Raw genomic sequence first — 16043 nt, forward strand, 5'->3', positions numbered from 1 at the left:
GACTGGCCTTTATCAGGTGGACGTAGCCTCATGAACGTTGAAGTCTATTAAATAGTTTGTGGAATAGCTGCTCGTTGTCGGCCAAATTTCATTATCGGTTTTTCCACGAAGGTGTAGAAAAAATACGAAGCAATCAAAGTGATCGGAGCAGTAAAATACATGAGGAGTCGATACTTTTCCTCTTGGCTGGTCATGTCTAATGCCGGAGCGATGAGCTGTAGCGTGAATTGACCCAAAGCCCCGTGGAACATATAAATTGTGTACGAGATATCACCGAGGATCTTGAGCAGTGGCGTAACGGTGTTCCCCAGATTGAGTCGCATGTTAAGAACTGAAAAGCAGATGGCGCCGCAGAAGGCGGTGAAGAGCACTCGATCAATGCCGGTTACGATGGAAATCTGATTGCCTTCTGCTGGATACACCAAGAACAGTAACGTGCTAAGTGCCAGAATGGCGATAAGTCCGCTTTGAGGGATTTTGTGTTGAATGTTTTTACTGGCCCAGGCGATAGATATGCCAAGGATGAACAGGAAGGCATTGTTCAGCGGGTTGATATAAGTTTTCCATTGGCTCGCAAGTGTCGTGCCTGTGGAAAGTTTGTACAGCGCATAAAATAAAAACGCGCTTGCACTTATTAACAGAGCAAGCTTGATCGAGCGGTTTCGGTTTTTGGCTTGCCACATGATAAGAGGAAATATGGCATAAAAAACAACCTCGTTGCCGATTGACCACCCTCCAACTGTCAAGTAATTGCCCGGGTCCAGGAAGCCAAACGTCAGGGATAGGTTGAGCGAGAGATTTACAAAAAGCGTCTCCCAATGGATAGGTCGGTTACCGATGGTCAGGAAGAATAAACTAATACTTAGAAAACACCCTGCCCAGAACGCCGGAATCAGCCGCAGGTATCGTTTCTTTATAAAGAAAACCAGTTCGTCTCTATTCCAGTTTTGATGCTGATAGGCGATATAGAGCGACATTCCGCTGATGATGAAAAATATGGAAACTGCATAAATACCAAGGCGGCCCAATAAAGTGCTGGAGTCTGGCACCCCCACGCTCCAGCCGGCAAAATGATAAAATAAAACAGACAGGGCCATAAGACCCCGTAAATAGTCTATCGAGTGAACCCTTTGCATGTTTGACCTGAAACTGGTTTACGTTTTCTGATCATAGCAATCTTTCTGATTTGCCTGCACTATCTTCTTCCTCTAAAGAATTTTCCCTTGCTGCTCTGGTGCGAAAGGTTTGTCGCCGATGAGCGTTTGGATCAGCCGAATTTATCAATCAAAACTGATCAAGGATCCGAGCCATGTATAAAGACTATCCAGCCGCCTACCAGGTCAGCAAAGGTTCCGCCCTGCAGGTGGACAAGCCGTTCTACGAACGCATCCGCACCCAGCAGGACAAGCGCACGCTCATCGAACAATTCGAAGTCCCTATCCGTACCGGTCGCGCCTGGCACGTGCCGGCCGGCCATGTATTTCGCGTCACCACGCCCGTGGGCCCGCAGGTGGGGGATTTCAACGTCTGGAACGCCCACGATCCGCGGGAGCGCCTGTGGGCGGCGCGCACCCGGCAGCTTCAGGGCGCTCACGTCACTACCCATGACCGACTGTGGTCGAACCTGCCATTCCTGCGTCCCTTGGTGACTATCACCGATGACAGTCTGGCCGGCTACGGAATCGATGAACACGGCGGACGACTGCATGATCTGTTGGGAACGCGTTGTGATCCCTATGTGAACAAGATGCTCACCGGTGAGGACTTCCATCACCATTGCCATTCCAACCTGACCCGTGCAGTGCTTCCCCATGGCCTCACGGAGTTCGATGTGCATGATGTGCTGAATATTTTCCAGTGCACGGGACTGAATCATGACGACATGTACTTCATGAAGGCCTGCCCGGCGCAGAAGGGGGATTATCTGGAGTTCTTTGCCGAGATCGATCTTCTATGCGCCTTGTCTACCTGTCCTGGCGGTGACTTGTCGCTGGCGATGTGGGGTCCGGATGCCCAGGATCCGCTCAGCGTCTGCCGCCCCTTGGGCGTGGAGATTTATCAGCTTGCAGATTCATTGCTGGAAGGCTGGGCCCAGCCCGAGCGTGCGGCGTATAACGGACTGCATGGCTTGCAAATTGCCAAGGCGTCCTGGGAGAAATAGGCGCAAAAGTTTTTCGTGGCGAGGGGACCTGCCCCGGGTTACGAAAAAGCAAGCCATGGACAGTTAACGATCCTTGGCTTCTTTCGCATCCATTTCGGCGTTCCTCTCGGCAACGCGCTTACGTTGCTCTTCAGTCAGTTCGACCTTGTTGGCGGTGTCGCGCAGTAGCATCAAGCCGCCGACGATCGAGCCGATGGCAATAATCAGAATCAACCAGGCATACCAGGGCATAGGGCTCTCCTAGAGGCGTGCGTTAAGGGCCGCTTGCCTCAGCCATCATTACAGTTTGGAGCGAACGTCGTTCGCAGTGGTTCAATATTACCCCTGCAGCACACTGTCTGCTGCGCACTGTCGTTGTCATAACAAAACCCTGGCTCATTCTTTACGCATTTTTTATCCCCACGCTCACTCTCGATCTCGCTCCTTTACAGGCTCCCTGAGGACAATCGCTCCAACACGGCACGACGCCGTAACACGGAGAAATCCCATGAGTGTTCTGGACGGGGTGTCATTGCTCTTGGCAGTGGCACTGTTCATTTATCTGCTGGTTGCGCTGTTGCGCGCGGATCGGAGCTAGGAGCGGCCATGCACGGTTATGACTACGGATTGATACTTGCCTTTTTCGCGTTGGTGCTGATTCCGGCACCGTTTCTGGGACGGTTCTATTACAGGGTCATGGAGGGCCAGCGCACCTGGCTTTCAACCATTCTCGGTCCGATGGAGCGTGGCTGTTATCGCCTGGCTGGTGTCGATCCTGCTATTGAGCAGAGCTGGCAAAAATATGCCCTGGCCTTGCTTGCCTTCAACCTGGTGGGGTTTGTGTTGCTGTTCGTAATGCTGCTGCTACAGGGATATCTGCCCCTCAATACCGAGCAATTGCCTGGCATGGAGTGGACCCAGGCCTTCAACACGGCCGTCAGTTTCATGACCAATACCAACTGGCAGTCCTACAGTGGCGAGGCATCCTTGAGCTACTTGAGCCAGATGGTCGGCCTGACCGTGCAAAACTTCGTCAGCGCCGCCACTGGCCTGGCGGTGCTGGTGGCGCTGTGTCGTGGCATCGGGCGCCGGTCCGCCGCGACGCTGGGTAATTTCTGGGTCGATATGACCCGTGCCACGCTCTACGGGCTCTTGCCGTTGTGCCTGTTACTGGCCTTGTTCCTGGTGTGGCAGGGCGTGCCGCAGACCTTCGCGCATTACGTCCACGCCGTGACGATGCAGGGCACGGACCAGGTGATCCCGCTGGGGCCGGCCGCCAGCCAGATTGCGATCAAGCAACTGGGTACCAACGGTGGCGGGTTCTTTGGTGTGAACTCGGCGCATCCGTTCGAAAACCCGACGGCCTGGAGCAACCTGTTCGAAGTCGCCTCGATCATCCTGATTCCCGCCGCGCTGGTGTTCACTTTCGGCCACTACGTCAAGGACCTGCGCCAGAGCCGGGCGATCATCGCCTGCATGCTTGTGCTGTTCTTGATCGGCGGCGCTACTTCGTTATGGGCGGAATACCAGCCCAATCCGGCCCTGATCAACGAGGCGGTGGAACAAGCCGCGCCACTGGAAGGCAAGGAGTCACGGTTCGGTACCACCGCCACGGTGCTGTGGTCGGTGACCACCACCTCGGCGTCCAATGGCTCGGTCAACGCGATGCACGACAGCCTGAACCCGCTCAGCGGCATGGTCGCGTTGGTAAACATGATGGTCGGCGAAGTGATCTTCGGCGGCGTGGGTGCCGGGCTCTACGGGATGCTGTTGAACGTGCTGATCGCGGTGTTTCTGGCAGGCTTGATGATCGGCCGAACTCCGGAATACCTGGGCAAGAAGCTCGGTGCCAGGGAAGTGCAGTTGTTGGTGGTGACCTTGTTGGTCATGCCCGTCAGTGTCCTGGTGCTCGGTGCTGTCGCCGCGAGCCTGCCGGGACCATCGTCCGCAGTGAGCAACCCTGGCGCCCACGGCTTCAGCCAGTTGCTGTACGCCTATACCTCGGCGGGGGCGAACAACGGTTCGGCATTCGCCGGGTTCGGCGCCAATACGCCTTTCCATAACCTGATGTTGGGCCTGGGCATGCTGATCGGTCGTTTCGGCTACATCCTGCCGGTGCTGGCATTGGCCGGCAGCCTGGCGCTGAAAAAAAACGCGCCGATCGGCCAGAACAGCTTCCCCACCCACGGTCCGTTATTCGTGACCCTGCTGACCGTGACCATTCTATTGGTAGGCGGCCTGAGCTTCCTGCCGACCCTGGCCCTGGGGCCGATTGCCGAACACCTGAGCATGGGCTTCTGAGGAACCGATGATGACTATGTCTGCAACCGAAACGGTCGCCACCAAGGCCGCCCAAGCACCGAAGACTTCGATCTCTACCCTGTGGCGGCCCGCGCTGAAGCAAGCTTTCGTCAAGCTCGATCCGCGGCAGTTGTATCGGGCACCGGTGATGCTGGTGGTGGAGTTGACGGCGATTTTCACTACGGTGTTGTGCTTCATTCCCGACAGCGTTGTGCCAGTCTTCGTGGCTGCGCAGATTGCGCTCTGGCTGTGGTTCACCGTGCTGTTCGCCAATTTCGCCGAAGCCTTGGCCGAGGGGCGTGGCAAGGCCCGGGCCGACAGCCTCAAGGCCGGTAGCGACGGCCTCACTGCACGCCGCCGGACAGCTACAGGTTTTGAATCGGTCCCCGCCAGCGCCTTGAGCAAGGGCGACGTGGTTCGCGTCGAGGCGGGGGAGATGATTCCGGGCGACGGTGAAGTGATCGAAGGAATTGCTGCAGTCAACGAGGCCGCCATCACGGGGGAGTCGGCACCCGTGATCCGGGAATCCGGTGGGGATCGTTCGGCCGTCACCGGCAACACTCGGCTGGTTTCCGACTGGTTGCTGGTGCGTATCACGAGCAACCCCGGAGAGTCCACGCTGGACCGCATGATCGCCCTGGTCGAAGGCGCCAAACGCCAGAAGACCCCCAACGAAGTGGCGTTGGATATCCTGTTGATCGGCCTGACCCTGATCTTCCTGCTGGTGGTCGTCACGTTGCAACCGTTCGCCCATTTCGCCAATGGCAGCCTGCCGCTGGTTTTCCTGGTGGCGCTGCTGGTTACGCTGATTCCCACCACCATCGGCGGTCTGCTGTCGGCCATTGGCATCGCCGGCATGGACCGGCTGGTACGCCTGAATGTGATCGCCAAGTCCGGTCGTGCGGTGGAGGCGGCGGGGGACGTTCATGTGCTGATGCTAGACAAGACCGGCACCATCACTTTTGGCAATCGGCGTTGCGCCGCGGTGTATGCCGCTCCGGGTGTCAGTGCCAGAGAGCTGGCCGAAGGCGCGCTGTTCGCCTCGTTGGCCGACGAGACCGCCGAAGGCAAGTCCATCGTCGAATACCTGCGCGGTCTGCATCCGCAGCCCGAGCCCGCTGTCGACTTGCTGACTGTCGTCCCCTTCAGCGCGGAGACCCGTTTGTCCGGTGTCGATTATCAGGGACGCGAATATCGCAAGGGGGCCGTCGATTCGCTGCTGGCATTCGTTGGTCTGCCACGCGATGAGTTGCCCCCGGTGCTCGCTCGGGAGGTCGACAGGATCGCCCAGAGTGGTGGCACGCCTCTGCTGGTGTGCGTCGACGGCAAGTTGTTGGGCGCCATCCATCTCAAGGACGTGGTCAAGCCCGGCATCCGCGAACGGTTTGCCGAGCTGCGCAAGCTGGGGATTCGCACGGTGATGGTCACTGGCGACAACCCTCTGACCGCCGCCGCAATTGCTGCCGAGGCCGGTGTCGATGACGTGCTGGCCGAAGCCACGCCGGAAAAGAAACTGGCGCGTATTCGTCACGAGCAGAATGACGGCCGACTGGTAGCCATGTGCGGCGACGGCGCCAACGACGCGCCGGCCCTGGCCCAGGCCGATGTCGGCATGGCAATGAATGACGGCACGCAGGCAGCGCGGGAAGCGGCCAATATGGTCGACCTCGACAGTGACCCAACCAAATTGCTGGATGTGGTGCAGATCGGCAAGGAGCTGCTGGTCACCCGGGGCGCGTTGACCACGTTCTCCGTGGCCAATGACGTCGCCAAGTACTTCGCAATCCTGCCGGCGTTGTTCGCTTCTATCTATCCGCAGCTCGGTGTGTTGAACGTGATGCACTTGAACAGCCCGCAAAGCGCGATTGTCTCGGCCATCGTCTTCAATGCGCTGATTATCGTGGTGCTGATCCCCTTGGCCCTGCGGGGCGTGCGGGTGCAGGCGGCGAGCGCGGCGGCACTGTTGCGGCGCAACCTGTTGATCTACGGCCTGGGTGGGATCGTGGTGCCATTCGCAGGCATCAAGGCAATCGATATGTTGCTGACAGCGTTGAACCTGGTCTGAGCCTGATGCCGGCCAACTGGCCTGAGCGTCGCTAGAGGTTGTTGTTTCAATTCGAGGATTCTGAGATGTCCACACTGTTACGCCCGGCCTTGAGCCTGTTATTGCTGATGACCTTGATCACAGGTGTTGCTTATCCGTTGGTGGTGACGGGCGTCGCGCAAATGGTGTTTCCCGCCCAGGCCAACGGCAGCCTGGTCCAGGATGCCGACGGCAAGGTGCGCGGTTCGATGCTGATCGCCCAGGATTTCCAGGGCGATGCCTGGTTCCATCCACGGCCATCGGCCGGTGCCTTCGCCACGGTCGCCAGTGGCGCCAGTAACCTTTCCCCGAGCAATCCGGCTCTGGCCGCCCGAGTGATCGAAGACGCTCGCAAGCTTCAGGTGACCGAGCAAGGGCCTGTACCGCTGGCGCTGCTCACCACCTCCGGCAGCGGCCTCGATCCGCACTTGCCTCCGGCAGCAATTGCCTATCAACTGGCGCGTGTCGCCGCGGCGCGCAATCTGCCGGTTTCGACTGTGCAGCAATTACTCGATGCACACATCGAGCAGCCCTTGGTGGGGCCGCCGGTGGTGAATGTCCTGGCATTGAACCTGGCTTTGGAAAAGCTGTAATCAGGCGTCGAACATTCACTGCATCAAAATCTGAAACGAGAGAACCCCATCGCATGAGCGACTCCGACCGTGCCGACGCACTGTTAGCCAACTTGCCCCGCACTGGCCGTGGTCGGCTCAAGGTCTTCCTTGGTGCGGCCCCTGGGGTCGGCAAGACTTACGCCATGTTGCAGGCGGCCCACGCCCAACTGCGCCAGGGCGTGCAGGTGCTCGCTGGCGTGGTGGAGACTCATGGTCGAACCGAAACCGAGGCGCTGCTCGGTGGCTTGGCACAGCAACCGTTGGTGCGCTCGGAATACCGTGGTGTGACGCTTGAAGAAATGGACCTCGACGGCCTGCTCGCGGCACGTCCGGCTCTGGTGCTGGTGGACGAACTGGCCCACAGCAATGCCCCCGGCAGCCGGCACGCCAAGCGATGGCAGGATATCCAGGAATTGCTTACCGCCGGCATCGACGTCTATACCACCGTGAACGTCCAGCACTTGGAAAGTCTCAACGACCAGGTGCGTGGCATCACCGGCGTGCAGGTTCGCGAGACCTTGCCCGATTGGGTTCTGCAGGAGGCCGACGAGCTGCTGCTGATCGACCTGCCCCCTCGTGAGCTGCTGGAGCGTCTGCGCGAAGGCAAGGTCTACGTCCCGGAGCAGGCTCGGGCAGCCATCGATGCGTTCTTCAGCCAGACCAACCTGACCGCCTTGCGCGAGCTGGCGATGCAGACCGCCGCGGCCCAGGTGGACAAGGACCTGACCCAGGGCTATCGGCAACTGGGTCAGGCTGCGCCGGCGGTGCGCGGACGACTGCTGGTGGGGGTGGATGGCGACATCCAGGCCGAACGTCTGGTGCGCCACGCCAGCCGCGTCGCCCAGCGCCGGCATCTGCCGTGGAGCCTTGTGCATGTGGATAACGGCAGCACCCGGGACGAGCCCTCGCGTCAACGCCTGCAAACCGCCCAGCAACTGGCGGAACGCCTGGGCGGCGAAGTGGTGCTGCTGAGGGCCGGTGAAGTGGCCAGGACCTTGATCCAGCACGCCACCGAGCGCCGTGCCACGCTGGTGTTGGTGGGGCAATCCCGGCCACGCTTGCGCCGGCGCTGGTTCGGCGGCGGTCTGGCGTCGCGTCTGCTGCGAAATGCCCGGGGACTGGAGATCAACGTGTTGGACAGCGATGAGCAGCCGCGTCCCGCCCATGTGCGTTCAGATGCCGCGCGCAGCGGGTTCGACTATGCGTTGGCGCTGTTAGCAACCATGGCCGCAAGCGCGCTGGCCTGGGGGATCTCCGGGCTGCTGGCATTGCCCAACATTTCCCTGGTATTTCTGATGGCGGTCTTGCTGGTGGCGGTGCGCAGCAGCCTCGGCCCCGCGCTGGCGTGCGCGGCTCTGTCATTCCTGGCCTATGACTTTCTGTTCATCCCGCCGAATTTCTCCTTCACGATCCAGCGCGAAGAGGACGTGCTGACGCTGGTGTTCTTCCTGCTGATGGCGGCCCTGACCGGCAACCTCGCCGCTCGCCAGCGTCGTCAGTTGCAGGTGCTGCGCGATACCCAGCAGGAAACCGGCGAGTTGCTCGACCTGTCTCGAAAGCTCACGGCGGCGACTGACAGACAGGCAGTGATCAGTGCCGCCGTGCAGCACTTTGACGGTTGGCACGATTTGCAGTTGTGTCTGCTCAACCGTGGTGGCCAGGCGGGCTGGAAAGTCGAAACCGGCGAACCGCTGACCTTCAGCGAGGCCGAGCGTGCCGCCGCCGACTGGGCCTGGCAGCATGATCAGTCAGCCGGGGCAGGGACCGGTACGCTGCCATCCGGGCGTTGGTGGTGGTGGCCATTGTCGGTGGAGGGTGGGCCCTTGGCATTGTTGGGGGCATGCCCCAGGGACGGCAAGCCGTTGAGTGGTCAGCGGCGACGTCTGCTGGCCGCCCTCGGTCAGCCGCTGGCCCAGGCGTTGGCGAGGGCCCAGCTGGCCCAGGATCTGGAAGCGGCACGCTTGCACGGCGAAACCGAGCAACTGCGCAGCGCCTTGCTGGCCTCGGTGTCCCATGATCTGCGCACACCGCTGACCGCGATGCGGGGCAGCATCGACAGCCTGCTGGCTCTGGGGGAGGCGATCCCGTTGGCAGATCGTCGCGAATTGCTTGAAGGCACTCGCGACGAAGCCGAACGGCTGGATCGCTACATCCAGAACCTGCTGGACATGACCCGGCTTGGTCACGGCGCCCTGAAACTGGCGCGGGACTGGGTGGCGCCGGCCGATATCGTGGGCAGCGCGCTCAATCGATTGCGTGCGGTGCTGGCGTCGCTGGAGGTCAGCGTCGAGGTGCCGGCCGAACTGCCGTTGCTGCACATCCATGCAGCGCTGATCGAACAGGCCCTGGTGAATGTACTGGAGAACGCTGCGCGATTCTCACCGGCGCACGGCCGGTTGTTACTGAGCGCCGGAGCGACGGATCGCGAAGTATTCTTTGCCGTGGCCGATGAGGGGCCGGGAATTCCGGCAGAGGAGCGGGACAAAATCTTCGACATGTTCTACACCGCTGCGCGCGGCGATCGGGGCGGACAGGGCACCGGGCTGGGATTGGCCATCTGCCAGGGCATGGTCGGTGCCCATGGCGGGCGGATCAGTGTGGACGAAGGGCTCGACGGACGCGGAACCTGTATCACGTTGCACTTGCCCTCGCAGGCACAACCGGGCATGGACGATGAAGCCTGAGCCGGGCTGGGATATTCTCCTGCCATCTATTTGTATTGAACGGACCTCATGAACCAGACCGCCACACTTTTGGTCATCGACGATGAACCGCAGATCCGCAAGTTCTTGCGCATCAGCCTGGCCTCCCAGGGCTACAAGGTGCTGGAGGCCGCCACGGGCAGCGACGGCCTGGCCCAGGCAGCGTTGAACAAGCCCGACCTGCTGGTCCTCGACTTGGGCCTGCCGGACATGGACGGCCAACAAGTGCTGCGCGAGTTTCGCCAATGGTCGGCGGTACCGGTGCTGGTGCTGTCGGTGCGGGCCAGCGAAGCGCAGAAGGTCGAGGCGCTGGACAATGGGGCCAATGACTACGTTACCAAGCCGTTCGGCATCCAGGAGTTCCTGGCCCGCATCCGTGCGCTGCTGCGACAGGTTCCAGCGGCGGAGGGGCGGGAAGCGGCTGTGACCGTCGGCCCGCTGACGGTGGACCTGGCTTACCGGAGGGTGCTGCTCGATGGCGCCGAAGTGTCGCTGACCCGCAAGGAATATGCAGTGTTGGCGCAACTGGCGCGTCACCCTGGGCGGGTCATCACCCAGCAGCAACTGCTCAAGGACATCTGGGGCCCGACCCACGTCGAAGACAGCCATTATCTGCGGATTGTGGTGGGCCACCTGCGGCAAAAGCTGGCGGATGATCCTACGCGGCCCCGGTTCATCGTGACCGAAGCGGGGGTGGGGTATCGGTTGCTGGAAGAGGGTGGGATCCAGTTCAGTGGTGTCTGATCTGATGCCATCGCGATCAGGCCCTGACAGCCAATAGAGATCCTTCAGTCACTCATCGCTCCTCACGCTCATACCGATCCAGCGTATCACTGGCAATTTCCCGCCCCAGCGCGATCAATTCAGGCGCCTTGTAGAACTCGAAAAAACGGCATACCCGTTTCGGCACGTTGATCAGCACATCCGGCGGGTACCCGGCGATCTTGTACTGGGCGAGAGAGGTCTGCATCACCTCGAAACTCTGGTTGATCAGGTCCAATAACGAAGCCGGGCCGACGTTATCGATGATGAACGAGCCCGTAGCGGACTTTGGTGCGCCTTCGGCCTCAGGCGCGGCGGCCGGTTGCTGGCCTTCGGGTTCGGCGGATTCGATCCATGGATTGAGCGCCGCTGCCTCCGCCTTCAGCGCCTCCTGTTCCAGCAGCAGCAATTGTTCGGCTTGTTTGCGCCGGAACGGCATGCGCGAGCCCAAGGAGTTGACCAGGGTGTCGAAGCGGCGCCGGAACGCAGCGGGACGTGGGATCACCGGCAACCGATATTGTCGCTGGTTCGTGGCATTGAGGTTGACCGCGATGATCAGGTCGCAATGGCTGGACACTACCGGCACGATCGGCAATGGATTGAGCAGGCCGCCATCCACCAGCATGCGGTTGCCTTGCATCACTGGTGTGAACAGGCTGGGAATTGCCGCCGACGCCCGCATGGCCTGGTGCAGGCAACCTTCCTGGAACCAGATTTCCTGTTGGTTGGTCAGGTCGGTGGCCACGGCCGTGTAGGGAATGCGCAGATCTTCGATATTGAGTTCGCCGACGATCTTGCGGATCTGTCCGAAGACCTTTTCCCCACGGATCGCCCCCAGGCGAAAGCTTACGTCCACCAGTCGCAGGACATCCAGATAGTCCAGGCTTTCGATCCAGTTGCGATAGTCGTCGAGTTTGCCCGCGGCATAGATCCCGCCGACGACGGCGCCCATGGAGCAACCGGCGATGCAGGCGATGTCATAGCCACGCCGTTCGATTTCCTCGATCACACCAATATGCGCGTAGCCCCGTGCGCCACCCGAGCCCAATACCAATGCGACACGTTTTGTCATGACCTGGCCCCCTTGTCGAACAGACTTCAACAATGCACTCATCGACGGCCCGGCTCAATCGTCATGGCGCAGGCGTCGTTTTTTGACACGCCGATGTGGCTTTTTTGTATTCTCGCCCACACTTGAATTAACGCGGTCCGGCCTCGGCACTTTTTGCTGGCGGGACCGTCTTACCAGCACGACTGTTGACCTTGAGGTGTTATCGATGAAAGCCCGGATCTGCCTGCCCTTGGTGGCTTCCCTGATGGTTCTGGCCCTGGCCGGTTGCGCCGGCAAAACCGCTTACCGTGACAGCTGCGGCAGCCAGCTCGACGCCGCCTGGAAGGAACTCGACCTGGCCAAGGCCGAAGGTTTTGCCGGCACCGTGAGTTATTCCAAAGCCCTGTCGCTGCTGACCGGTGCCAAGACCCAGCAGCAGTTCGAAGCCTTTGAAGGCTGCACCAGAAAAGCCGAGAAGGCGCGTTTCTACATCCGCGAATCCCGCGCAGGACGATAAAACCAGCGACAAGCCATGAGCTGCGAGCTACAAGTGAAGGGGCATGCATCGCTCCTCACTTGACGCTTGCAGCTGAAAGCTGCGTACGGAGTACGTCCATGATCGATCGATTGGTGGCCCGGATACTGGGCCTGGAAGTCCGCCTGCTGGCCTGCCAGGCCCGCTTGAATGCCCATACCGACAGCGAGGCGCTGCATGACCTGCGTACCACGGTTCGCCGTTTGCGCAGCCTGCTTCGTCCGTTGCGGGGGTTGCCCGGCGTCGAGCAGTTGGAGTCCGCCGCTTCGGCGGTCGGCACCCTGACCACCCCGTTGCGTGATCGGGAAGTGCTGGCGGCCTATCTTGAGAAACATGGCAAGGCCCAAGCCGCCGAGCAGCGTCGGGTGCAGATGGAGGGCGCCTATCCTGCCGTGGCCGAAAGCCCGGAGCTGGCGCAGCTGTTGATGATCCTCGACGCGTTCCCGCGCTTCATTCGTGCCGCCCAACGTGAAGGGCTGCTCAAAGGCCTGCGCAAGCGCATCGAAAAGCGTCTGGACAAACAATGGAAGAAACTCGGCGAAGCCTTGCGCGATCCAGCTCACGACCGCCATCGGCTGCGCCTGCTGATCAAGCGCGTGCGCTACGCCATCGAGGCTTACCCTGAACTCAACCGCTTGCCCGAAGCGGCCATGCCACGACTCAAATCCGCCCAGGGCGCGCTGGGTGACTGGCACGATTGCTGGCAGTGGCTGGCCAGGGCCGAGCAGGAGCGAGATCTGCAACCTTGCGTGCCGGTCTGGCAAATCACCATGGGCAAGGCCGAGGCCAAGTCCGACAGGGTTCTCGATAAGCTGATTGCCAGTTGCTTCGAAAAATCCTGACCCCTGCACCTATTCCGCCTGTGGGAGCGGGCTTGCTCCGGGCGGCGTGTCAGTCGACATCTCTATTGGATGTGCCTGCCTCTTCGCGAGCAAGCCCGCTTCCACATGGAGATGGGTAGATTCAGGTATGGCGGCTTTTCTGTCAGCCTCTTTGGCCGGAATGAGCGCTGTGCCATTGCCCCCGGCTGGTTAAGATCCGTTCAACTTTCTTCCCAGTCTTCGAGGTTGTCATGCGCTTTTCCGATTTGATCGATGCCGTGCGCCACCAACCCGGCGCCGTGGTTGTTCCGCCGGAATGGGGCCAGGGACGCGCCAGTTTTGGTGGGCTGATAGCGGCGTTGCAATACGAAGCGATGCGTGCGCAGGTCCCGGCGGATCGTCCGGTGCGTTCGCTGGCGATCACCTTCGTCGGCCCGGTCGAACCGGACGTACCCGTCAGTTTCGAGGTCGACGTGTTGCGTGAAGGCAAGGCGGTCAGCCAGGTCGTGGGGCGTGCGGTGCAGAAGGGGCAGGTGGTGACCCTGGTCCAGGGCAGCTTCGGTGCATCCCGTGCTTCCGTGGTGGCGGTACACGCCGAACCTGCTCCGCCCTTCACTGAGGTGGAGCGGTGCCAGGAGCTGCCCTACGTCAAAGGCGCCACGCCGGAGTTCATGAGGCATCTGGCAATGCGTTGGAGCGTCGGCGGCCTGCCGTTTACCGGAAATAAATCCCGGAGTATGGGGGGCTGGGTACGGTTACGGGGGGATGTAAAGGAGGAACCGCTCAACGAGGCTCACATCCTGGCGTTGGTGGACGCCTGGCCTCCCGCGTTGTTGCCTCACCTCACGCAAATGGCGCCGGGCAGCACGCTCACCTGGACCATCGAGTTTGTCCAGCCGGTGCTGGAGCTTACGACCCTGGACTGGTGCCAATACCTGGCCGAAATCGAGCACGCCCAGGACGGCTACGGACACGTCGCCGCGAAGTTCTGGAGCGCCGATGGGCGTCTGATCGCCATGAGCCGGCAGACCGTGACGATCTTCGGCTGACGCTGCGGTCTGTTCAGTGTCGGTGACGTTGCAGTGAAAGCGACGCGAACACACCGATGATGCCGATGGCGACATCCGCCAGGTTCAGCTTGAACATCCCTGTGACGATCAACAGGAACGCAACGATGAACAGGGGGATCGCAATCAACTGCAAAACCTGATGGGTCGGTTGGCGGTGGTTGTCGGGGTAGACGCGCCATTGCCAGGCCGCAAGGTTGGGGTGACGTTTGCCCATGATGGTGATCCTTGAGTCGATGGAACCGAATGACCCAAGGATAGGCGCGGCAGGAAGGGCGGGCGAATCGTGGTTGGCTATCGAAGCGATAGGTGCTGGAGTCTGGATCAATGGCAGACTGTCATCGCGGGCAGGCCTTGCCTGCGATAACAGTGTCTCAGAGTTTCAACTGCCCGATCGCCTTGTTCAGTTCACCCGCCAGGGTCGCCAGTTCATGACTGGTGGTGGCCGAGTCCACGGTTTGGCGCACGGTGTTTTCAGTGACATCACGAATACCGACTACCGCCCGGTTCATTTCTTCGGCAACCTGGCTCTGCTGTTCGGCCGCGACGGCGATCTGGGTGTTACTTTCACGCATCTGCGCCACCGCGCCGGTAATCTGTTCCAGCGCCTCGCCCGCTTCGCGAGCTTGCTGTACGCAGTCGTCAGCCTTGTAGGAACTTTCCTGCATGAAATCCACCGCATCCCGGGTCCCTGCCTGCAGGGCGGAGATCATGGTGGTGATTTCGTCTGTTGAGATTTGCACCCGCTTGGCGAGGTTGCGTACCTCATCGGCGACCACGGCGAAGCCCCGACCCATGTCCCCGGCCCGCGCCGCCTCGATGGCTGCATTGAGGGCCAGCAGGTTGGTCTGTTCGGCGATGCTGTGGATCACGCTGACCACGCTGTTGATCTTCTGGCTGTCTTCGGCCAGGCGCTGGATCATTTCGGCGGTCTGTTGCACGCCGGATGAAAGCCCGGTGATCGATTGTTGTACACGGCCCACCACTTCGCGACCGTTGCCGGCCAGGGTGTCGGCGGTTTTCGACAGGTCGCGGGTGGCGCCGGCATGTTGGGCGATGTGGTGCACCGTGGCAGACATTTCGTTGATCGCCGTTGCTGCCTGATCGGTTTCGCTCTGCTGGCCGAGCATGCCGTGGCGCACATCGTTCATGCTCGACGCCAGGCGTGCCGCTCCGTTGTCCAGTTGTCGAGCGGTGTTGGCTACGGTATCGACGACCCGCTGATAACCGGCCTGCATGGCATTGAATGCCGCGGCCATCTGGCCTACTTCATCCTGGCAGGCCAGGGGCACGCGGGCGGACAGATCGCCGGTCCGTTCCACGTGCAGCATCACGTCCTTCAACGTGTTGAGTTGGCTGAGCAAAAAGCGGATCAACAACTGAGACGCACCCAGCATCGCCAACATCAGCACGAATACCGCCACGGCGTATTGGCTGAAGCGTTCGCTGAAGACCTGGCTCAGGCTTGCCCCAGGGGCGAGGACGGCGAGTTGCTGGCCGTCGCTTCGCTGGATCACCTCGGCGCCCAACAGCGGCCGGTCGCCGAATAATGGCTTGGCATCGAGCTCGACCCAGCCTGCGGCCGCCGCCAGTGTCGGCAACGGCACGCCCTCGAAAACGGGGACCTGGCCTCGGGGGAAGGTCAACAGGTAATCGGTCTTGGGCATGGCCTGTCCAACAGGCCAACGGTCGAGCAACCGGGCCTGGGCCTGGGCATTCGCCAGGGCTGCGTGGTTGCGAGCCTGTTGCTCCAGATGCACCGCGAAAAGGACAAGCAGCAGGGTGGTCACGAAGGCCACCGCATTGACCGCCCAGAATTTGTATTTCAGCGAGATGTTGCTAAGCCAGGCACCCATGGAAGGTCTTCTCTGATAGCGGAAACAGTTTTGGCAAGGTGCCATTATTGTGCCGCTAACCAAGGCTGGGGATTTTGATACGGATCAACAGATCACACTGTCCAGGGACTG

At 60.7% G+C, this 16043-nt stretch carries 14 protein-coding genes and 1 pseudogene; 10 read left to right on the forward strand and 5 right to left on the reverse strand.

The window, feature by feature from the left end; all coding sequences use genetic code 11:
* Positions 1-47 precede the first annotated feature (47 nt).
* Positions 48-1136, reverse strand: coding sequence for an acyltransferase (locus AD666_RS18715; RefSeq protein ID WP_082339828.1), 1089 nt, complete (start codon positions 1134-1136; stop codon positions 48-50).
* A 173-nt stretch (positions 1137-1309) separates the two neighbouring features.
* Between AD666_RS18715 and AD666_RS18720 the strand changes: the two genes are divergently transcribed.
* The gene (locus AD666_RS18720; RefSeq protein ID WP_053155114.1) at positions 1310-2161 is read left to right on the forward strand and encodes a DUF1989 domain-containing protein; all 852 of its coding nucleotides are present in this window, start codon (positions 1310-1312) and stop codon (positions 2159-2161) included.
* 63 nt (positions 2162-2224) lie between these two features.
* On the opposite strand, the gene AD666_RS26160 is transcribed toward AD666_RS18720, so the two are convergent.
* On the reverse strand, positions 2225-2392 hold the full coding sequence (locus AD666_RS26160) for a DUF2897 family protein (RefSeq protein ID WP_082339829.1): 168 nt from the start codon (positions 2390-2392) through the stop codon (positions 2225-2227).
* A 256-nt stretch (positions 2393-2648) separates the two neighbouring features.
* Here AD666_RS26160 and kdpF point away from each other — a divergent pair, with 256 nt between their 5' ends.
* The 6 genes from kdpF to AD666_RS18750 all read left to right on the forward strand — a co-directional run bounded on the left by kdpF (position 2649) and on the right by AD666_RS18750 (position 10584).
* Complete coding sequence (gene kdpF / locus AD666_RS18725; protein WP_053155116.1) at positions 2649-2738, forward strand: K(+)-transporting ATPase subunit F; 90 nt, start codon at positions 2649-2651, stop codon at positions 2736-2738.
* Between the two features lie 8 nt (positions 2739-2746).
* Positions 2747-4441 carry a potassium-transporting ATPase subunit KdpA gene (gene kdpA / locus AD666_RS18730; RefSeq protein WP_053155118.1) on the forward strand — a complete coding sequence of 565 codons (1695 nt, stop codon included), beginning with the start codon at positions 2747-2749 and terminating at the stop codon, positions 4439-4441.
* Positions 4442-4451: 10 nt separating this feature from the next.
* Positions 4452-6506, forward strand: a complete 2055-nt coding sequence (kdpB, locus tag AD666_RS18735; RefSeq protein ID WP_053155120.1) for a potassium-transporting ATPase subunit KdpB — start codon at positions 4452-4454, stop codon at positions 6504-6506.
* Between the two features lie 65 nt (positions 6507-6571).
* A complete protein-coding gene (gene kdpC / locus AD666_RS18740; RefSeq protein WP_053155122.1) occupies positions 6572-7117 on the forward strand; it encodes a potassium-transporting ATPase subunit KdpC in 546 nt (181 codons plus the stop codon).
* A 53-nt stretch (positions 7118-7170) separates the two neighbouring features.
* Entirely contained in the window at positions 7171-9822 is a 2652-nt protein-coding gene (locus AD666_RS18745; RefSeq protein ID WP_053155125.1) for a sensor histidine kinase KdpD, read from the forward strand.
* 48 nt (positions 9823-9870) lie between these two features.
* The gene (locus AD666_RS18750; protein ID WP_053155127.1) at positions 9871-10584 is read left to right on the forward strand and encodes a response regulator; all 714 of its coding nucleotides are present in this window, start codon (positions 9871-9873) and stop codon (positions 10582-10584) included.
* Between the two features lie 52 nt (positions 10585-10636).
* On the opposite strand, the gene AD666_RS18755 is transcribed toward AD666_RS18750, so the two are convergent.
* Entirely contained in the window at positions 10637-11674 is a 1038-nt protein-coding gene (locus AD666_RS18755) for a patatin-like phospholipase family protein (protein ID WP_053155128.1), read from the reverse strand.
* 205 nt (positions 11675-11879) lie between these two features.
* Here AD666_RS18755 and AD666_RS18760 point away from each other — a divergent pair, with 205 nt between their 5' ends.
* The 3 genes from AD666_RS18760 to AD666_RS18770 all read left to right on the forward strand — a co-directional run bounded on the left by AD666_RS18760 (position 11880) and on the right by AD666_RS18770 (position 14058).
* Complete coding sequence (locus tag AD666_RS18760; protein WP_053155130.1) at positions 11880-12170, forward strand: hypothetical protein; 291 nt, start codon at positions 11880-11882, stop codon at positions 12168-12170.
* Between the two features lie 98 nt (positions 12171-12268).
* A complete protein-coding gene (locus AD666_RS18765) occupies positions 12269-13030 on the forward strand; it encodes a CHAD domain-containing protein (RefSeq protein WP_053155133.1) in 762 nt (253 codons plus the stop codon).
* Positions 13031-13260: 230 nt separating this feature from the next.
* Positions 13261-14058, forward strand: a complete 798-nt coding sequence (locus AD666_RS18770; RefSeq protein WP_053155135.1) for an acyl-CoA thioesterase II — start codon at positions 13261-13263, stop codon at positions 14056-14058.
* A gap of 16 nt (positions 14059-14074) precedes the next feature.
* On the opposite strand, the pseudogene AD666_RS18775 reads toward AD666_RS18770, so the two are convergent.
* Positions 14075-14293, reverse strand: a pseudogene (locus tag AD666_RS18775) (terminase); the annotation flags it as partial.
* Positions 14294-14450: 157 nt separating this feature from the next.
* Entirely contained in the window at positions 14451-15932 is a 1482-nt protein-coding gene (locus AD666_RS18780) for a methyl-accepting chemotaxis protein (protein ID WP_053155137.1), read from the reverse strand.
* Between the last annotated feature and the right edge of the window lie 111 nt (positions 15933-16043).

The sequence above is a fragment of the Pseudomonas sp. Pf153 genome (assembly GCF_001269775.1).
Lineage (GTDB): Bacteria > Pseudomonadota > Gammaproteobacteria > Pseudomonadales > Pseudomonadaceae > Aquipseudomonas > Aquipseudomonas uvaldensis.

Excerpts from the sequence above, each read along its gene's own strand:
- AD666_RS18715 (WP_082339828.1), bottom strand. The coding sequence starts at position 1,136 with ATGCAAAGGGTTCACTCGATAGACTATTTACGGGGTCTTATGGCCCTG.
- AD666_RS18720 (WP_053155114.1), top strand. The coding sequence starts at position 1,310 with ATGTATAAAGACTATCCAGCCGCCTACCAGGTCAGCAAAGGTTCCGCC.
- AD666_RS26160 (WP_082339829.1), bottom strand. The coding sequence starts at position 2,392 with ATGCCCTGGTATGCCTGGTTGATTCTGATTATTGCCATCGGCTCGATC.
- kdpF (WP_053155116.1), top strand. The coding sequence starts at position 2,649 with ATGAGTGTTCTGGACGGGGTGTCATTGCTCTTGGCAGTGGCACTGTTC.
- kdpA (WP_053155118.1), top strand. The coding sequence starts at position 2,747 with ATGCACGGTTATGACTACGGATTGATACTTGCCTTTTTCGCGTTGGTG.
- kdpB (WP_053155120.1), top strand. The coding sequence starts at position 4,452 with ATGACTATGTCTGCAACCGAAACGGTCGCCACCAAGGCCGCCCAAGCA.
- kdpC (WP_053155122.1), top strand. The coding sequence starts at position 6,572 with ATGTCCACACTGTTACGCCCGGCCTTGAGCCTGTTATTGCTGATGACC.
- AD666_RS18745 (WP_053155125.1), top strand. The coding sequence starts at position 7,171 with ATGAGCGACTCCGACCGTGCCGACGCACTGTTAGCCAACTTGCCCCGC.
- AD666_RS18750 (WP_053155127.1), top strand. The coding sequence starts at position 9,871 with ATGAACCAGACCGCCACACTTTTGGTCATCGACGATGAACCGCAGATC.
- AD666_RS18755 (WP_053155128.1), bottom strand. The coding sequence starts at position 11,674 with ATGACAAAACGTGTCGCATTGGTATTGGGCTCGGGTGGCGCACGGGGC.
- AD666_RS18760 (WP_053155130.1), top strand. The coding sequence starts at position 11,880 with ATGAAAGCCCGGATCTGCCTGCCCTTGGTGGCTTCCCTGATGGTTCTG.
- AD666_RS18765 (WP_053155133.1), top strand. The coding sequence starts at position 12,269 with ATGATCGATCGATTGGTGGCCCGGATACTGGGCCTGGAAGTCCGCCTG.
- AD666_RS18770 (WP_053155135.1), top strand. The coding sequence starts at position 13,261 with ATGCGCTTTTCCGATTTGATCGATGCCGTGCGCCACCAACCCGGCGCC.
- AD666_RS18780 (WP_053155137.1), bottom strand. The coding sequence starts at position 15,932 with ATGGGTGCCTGGCTTAGCAACATCTCGCTGAAATACAAATTCTGGGCG.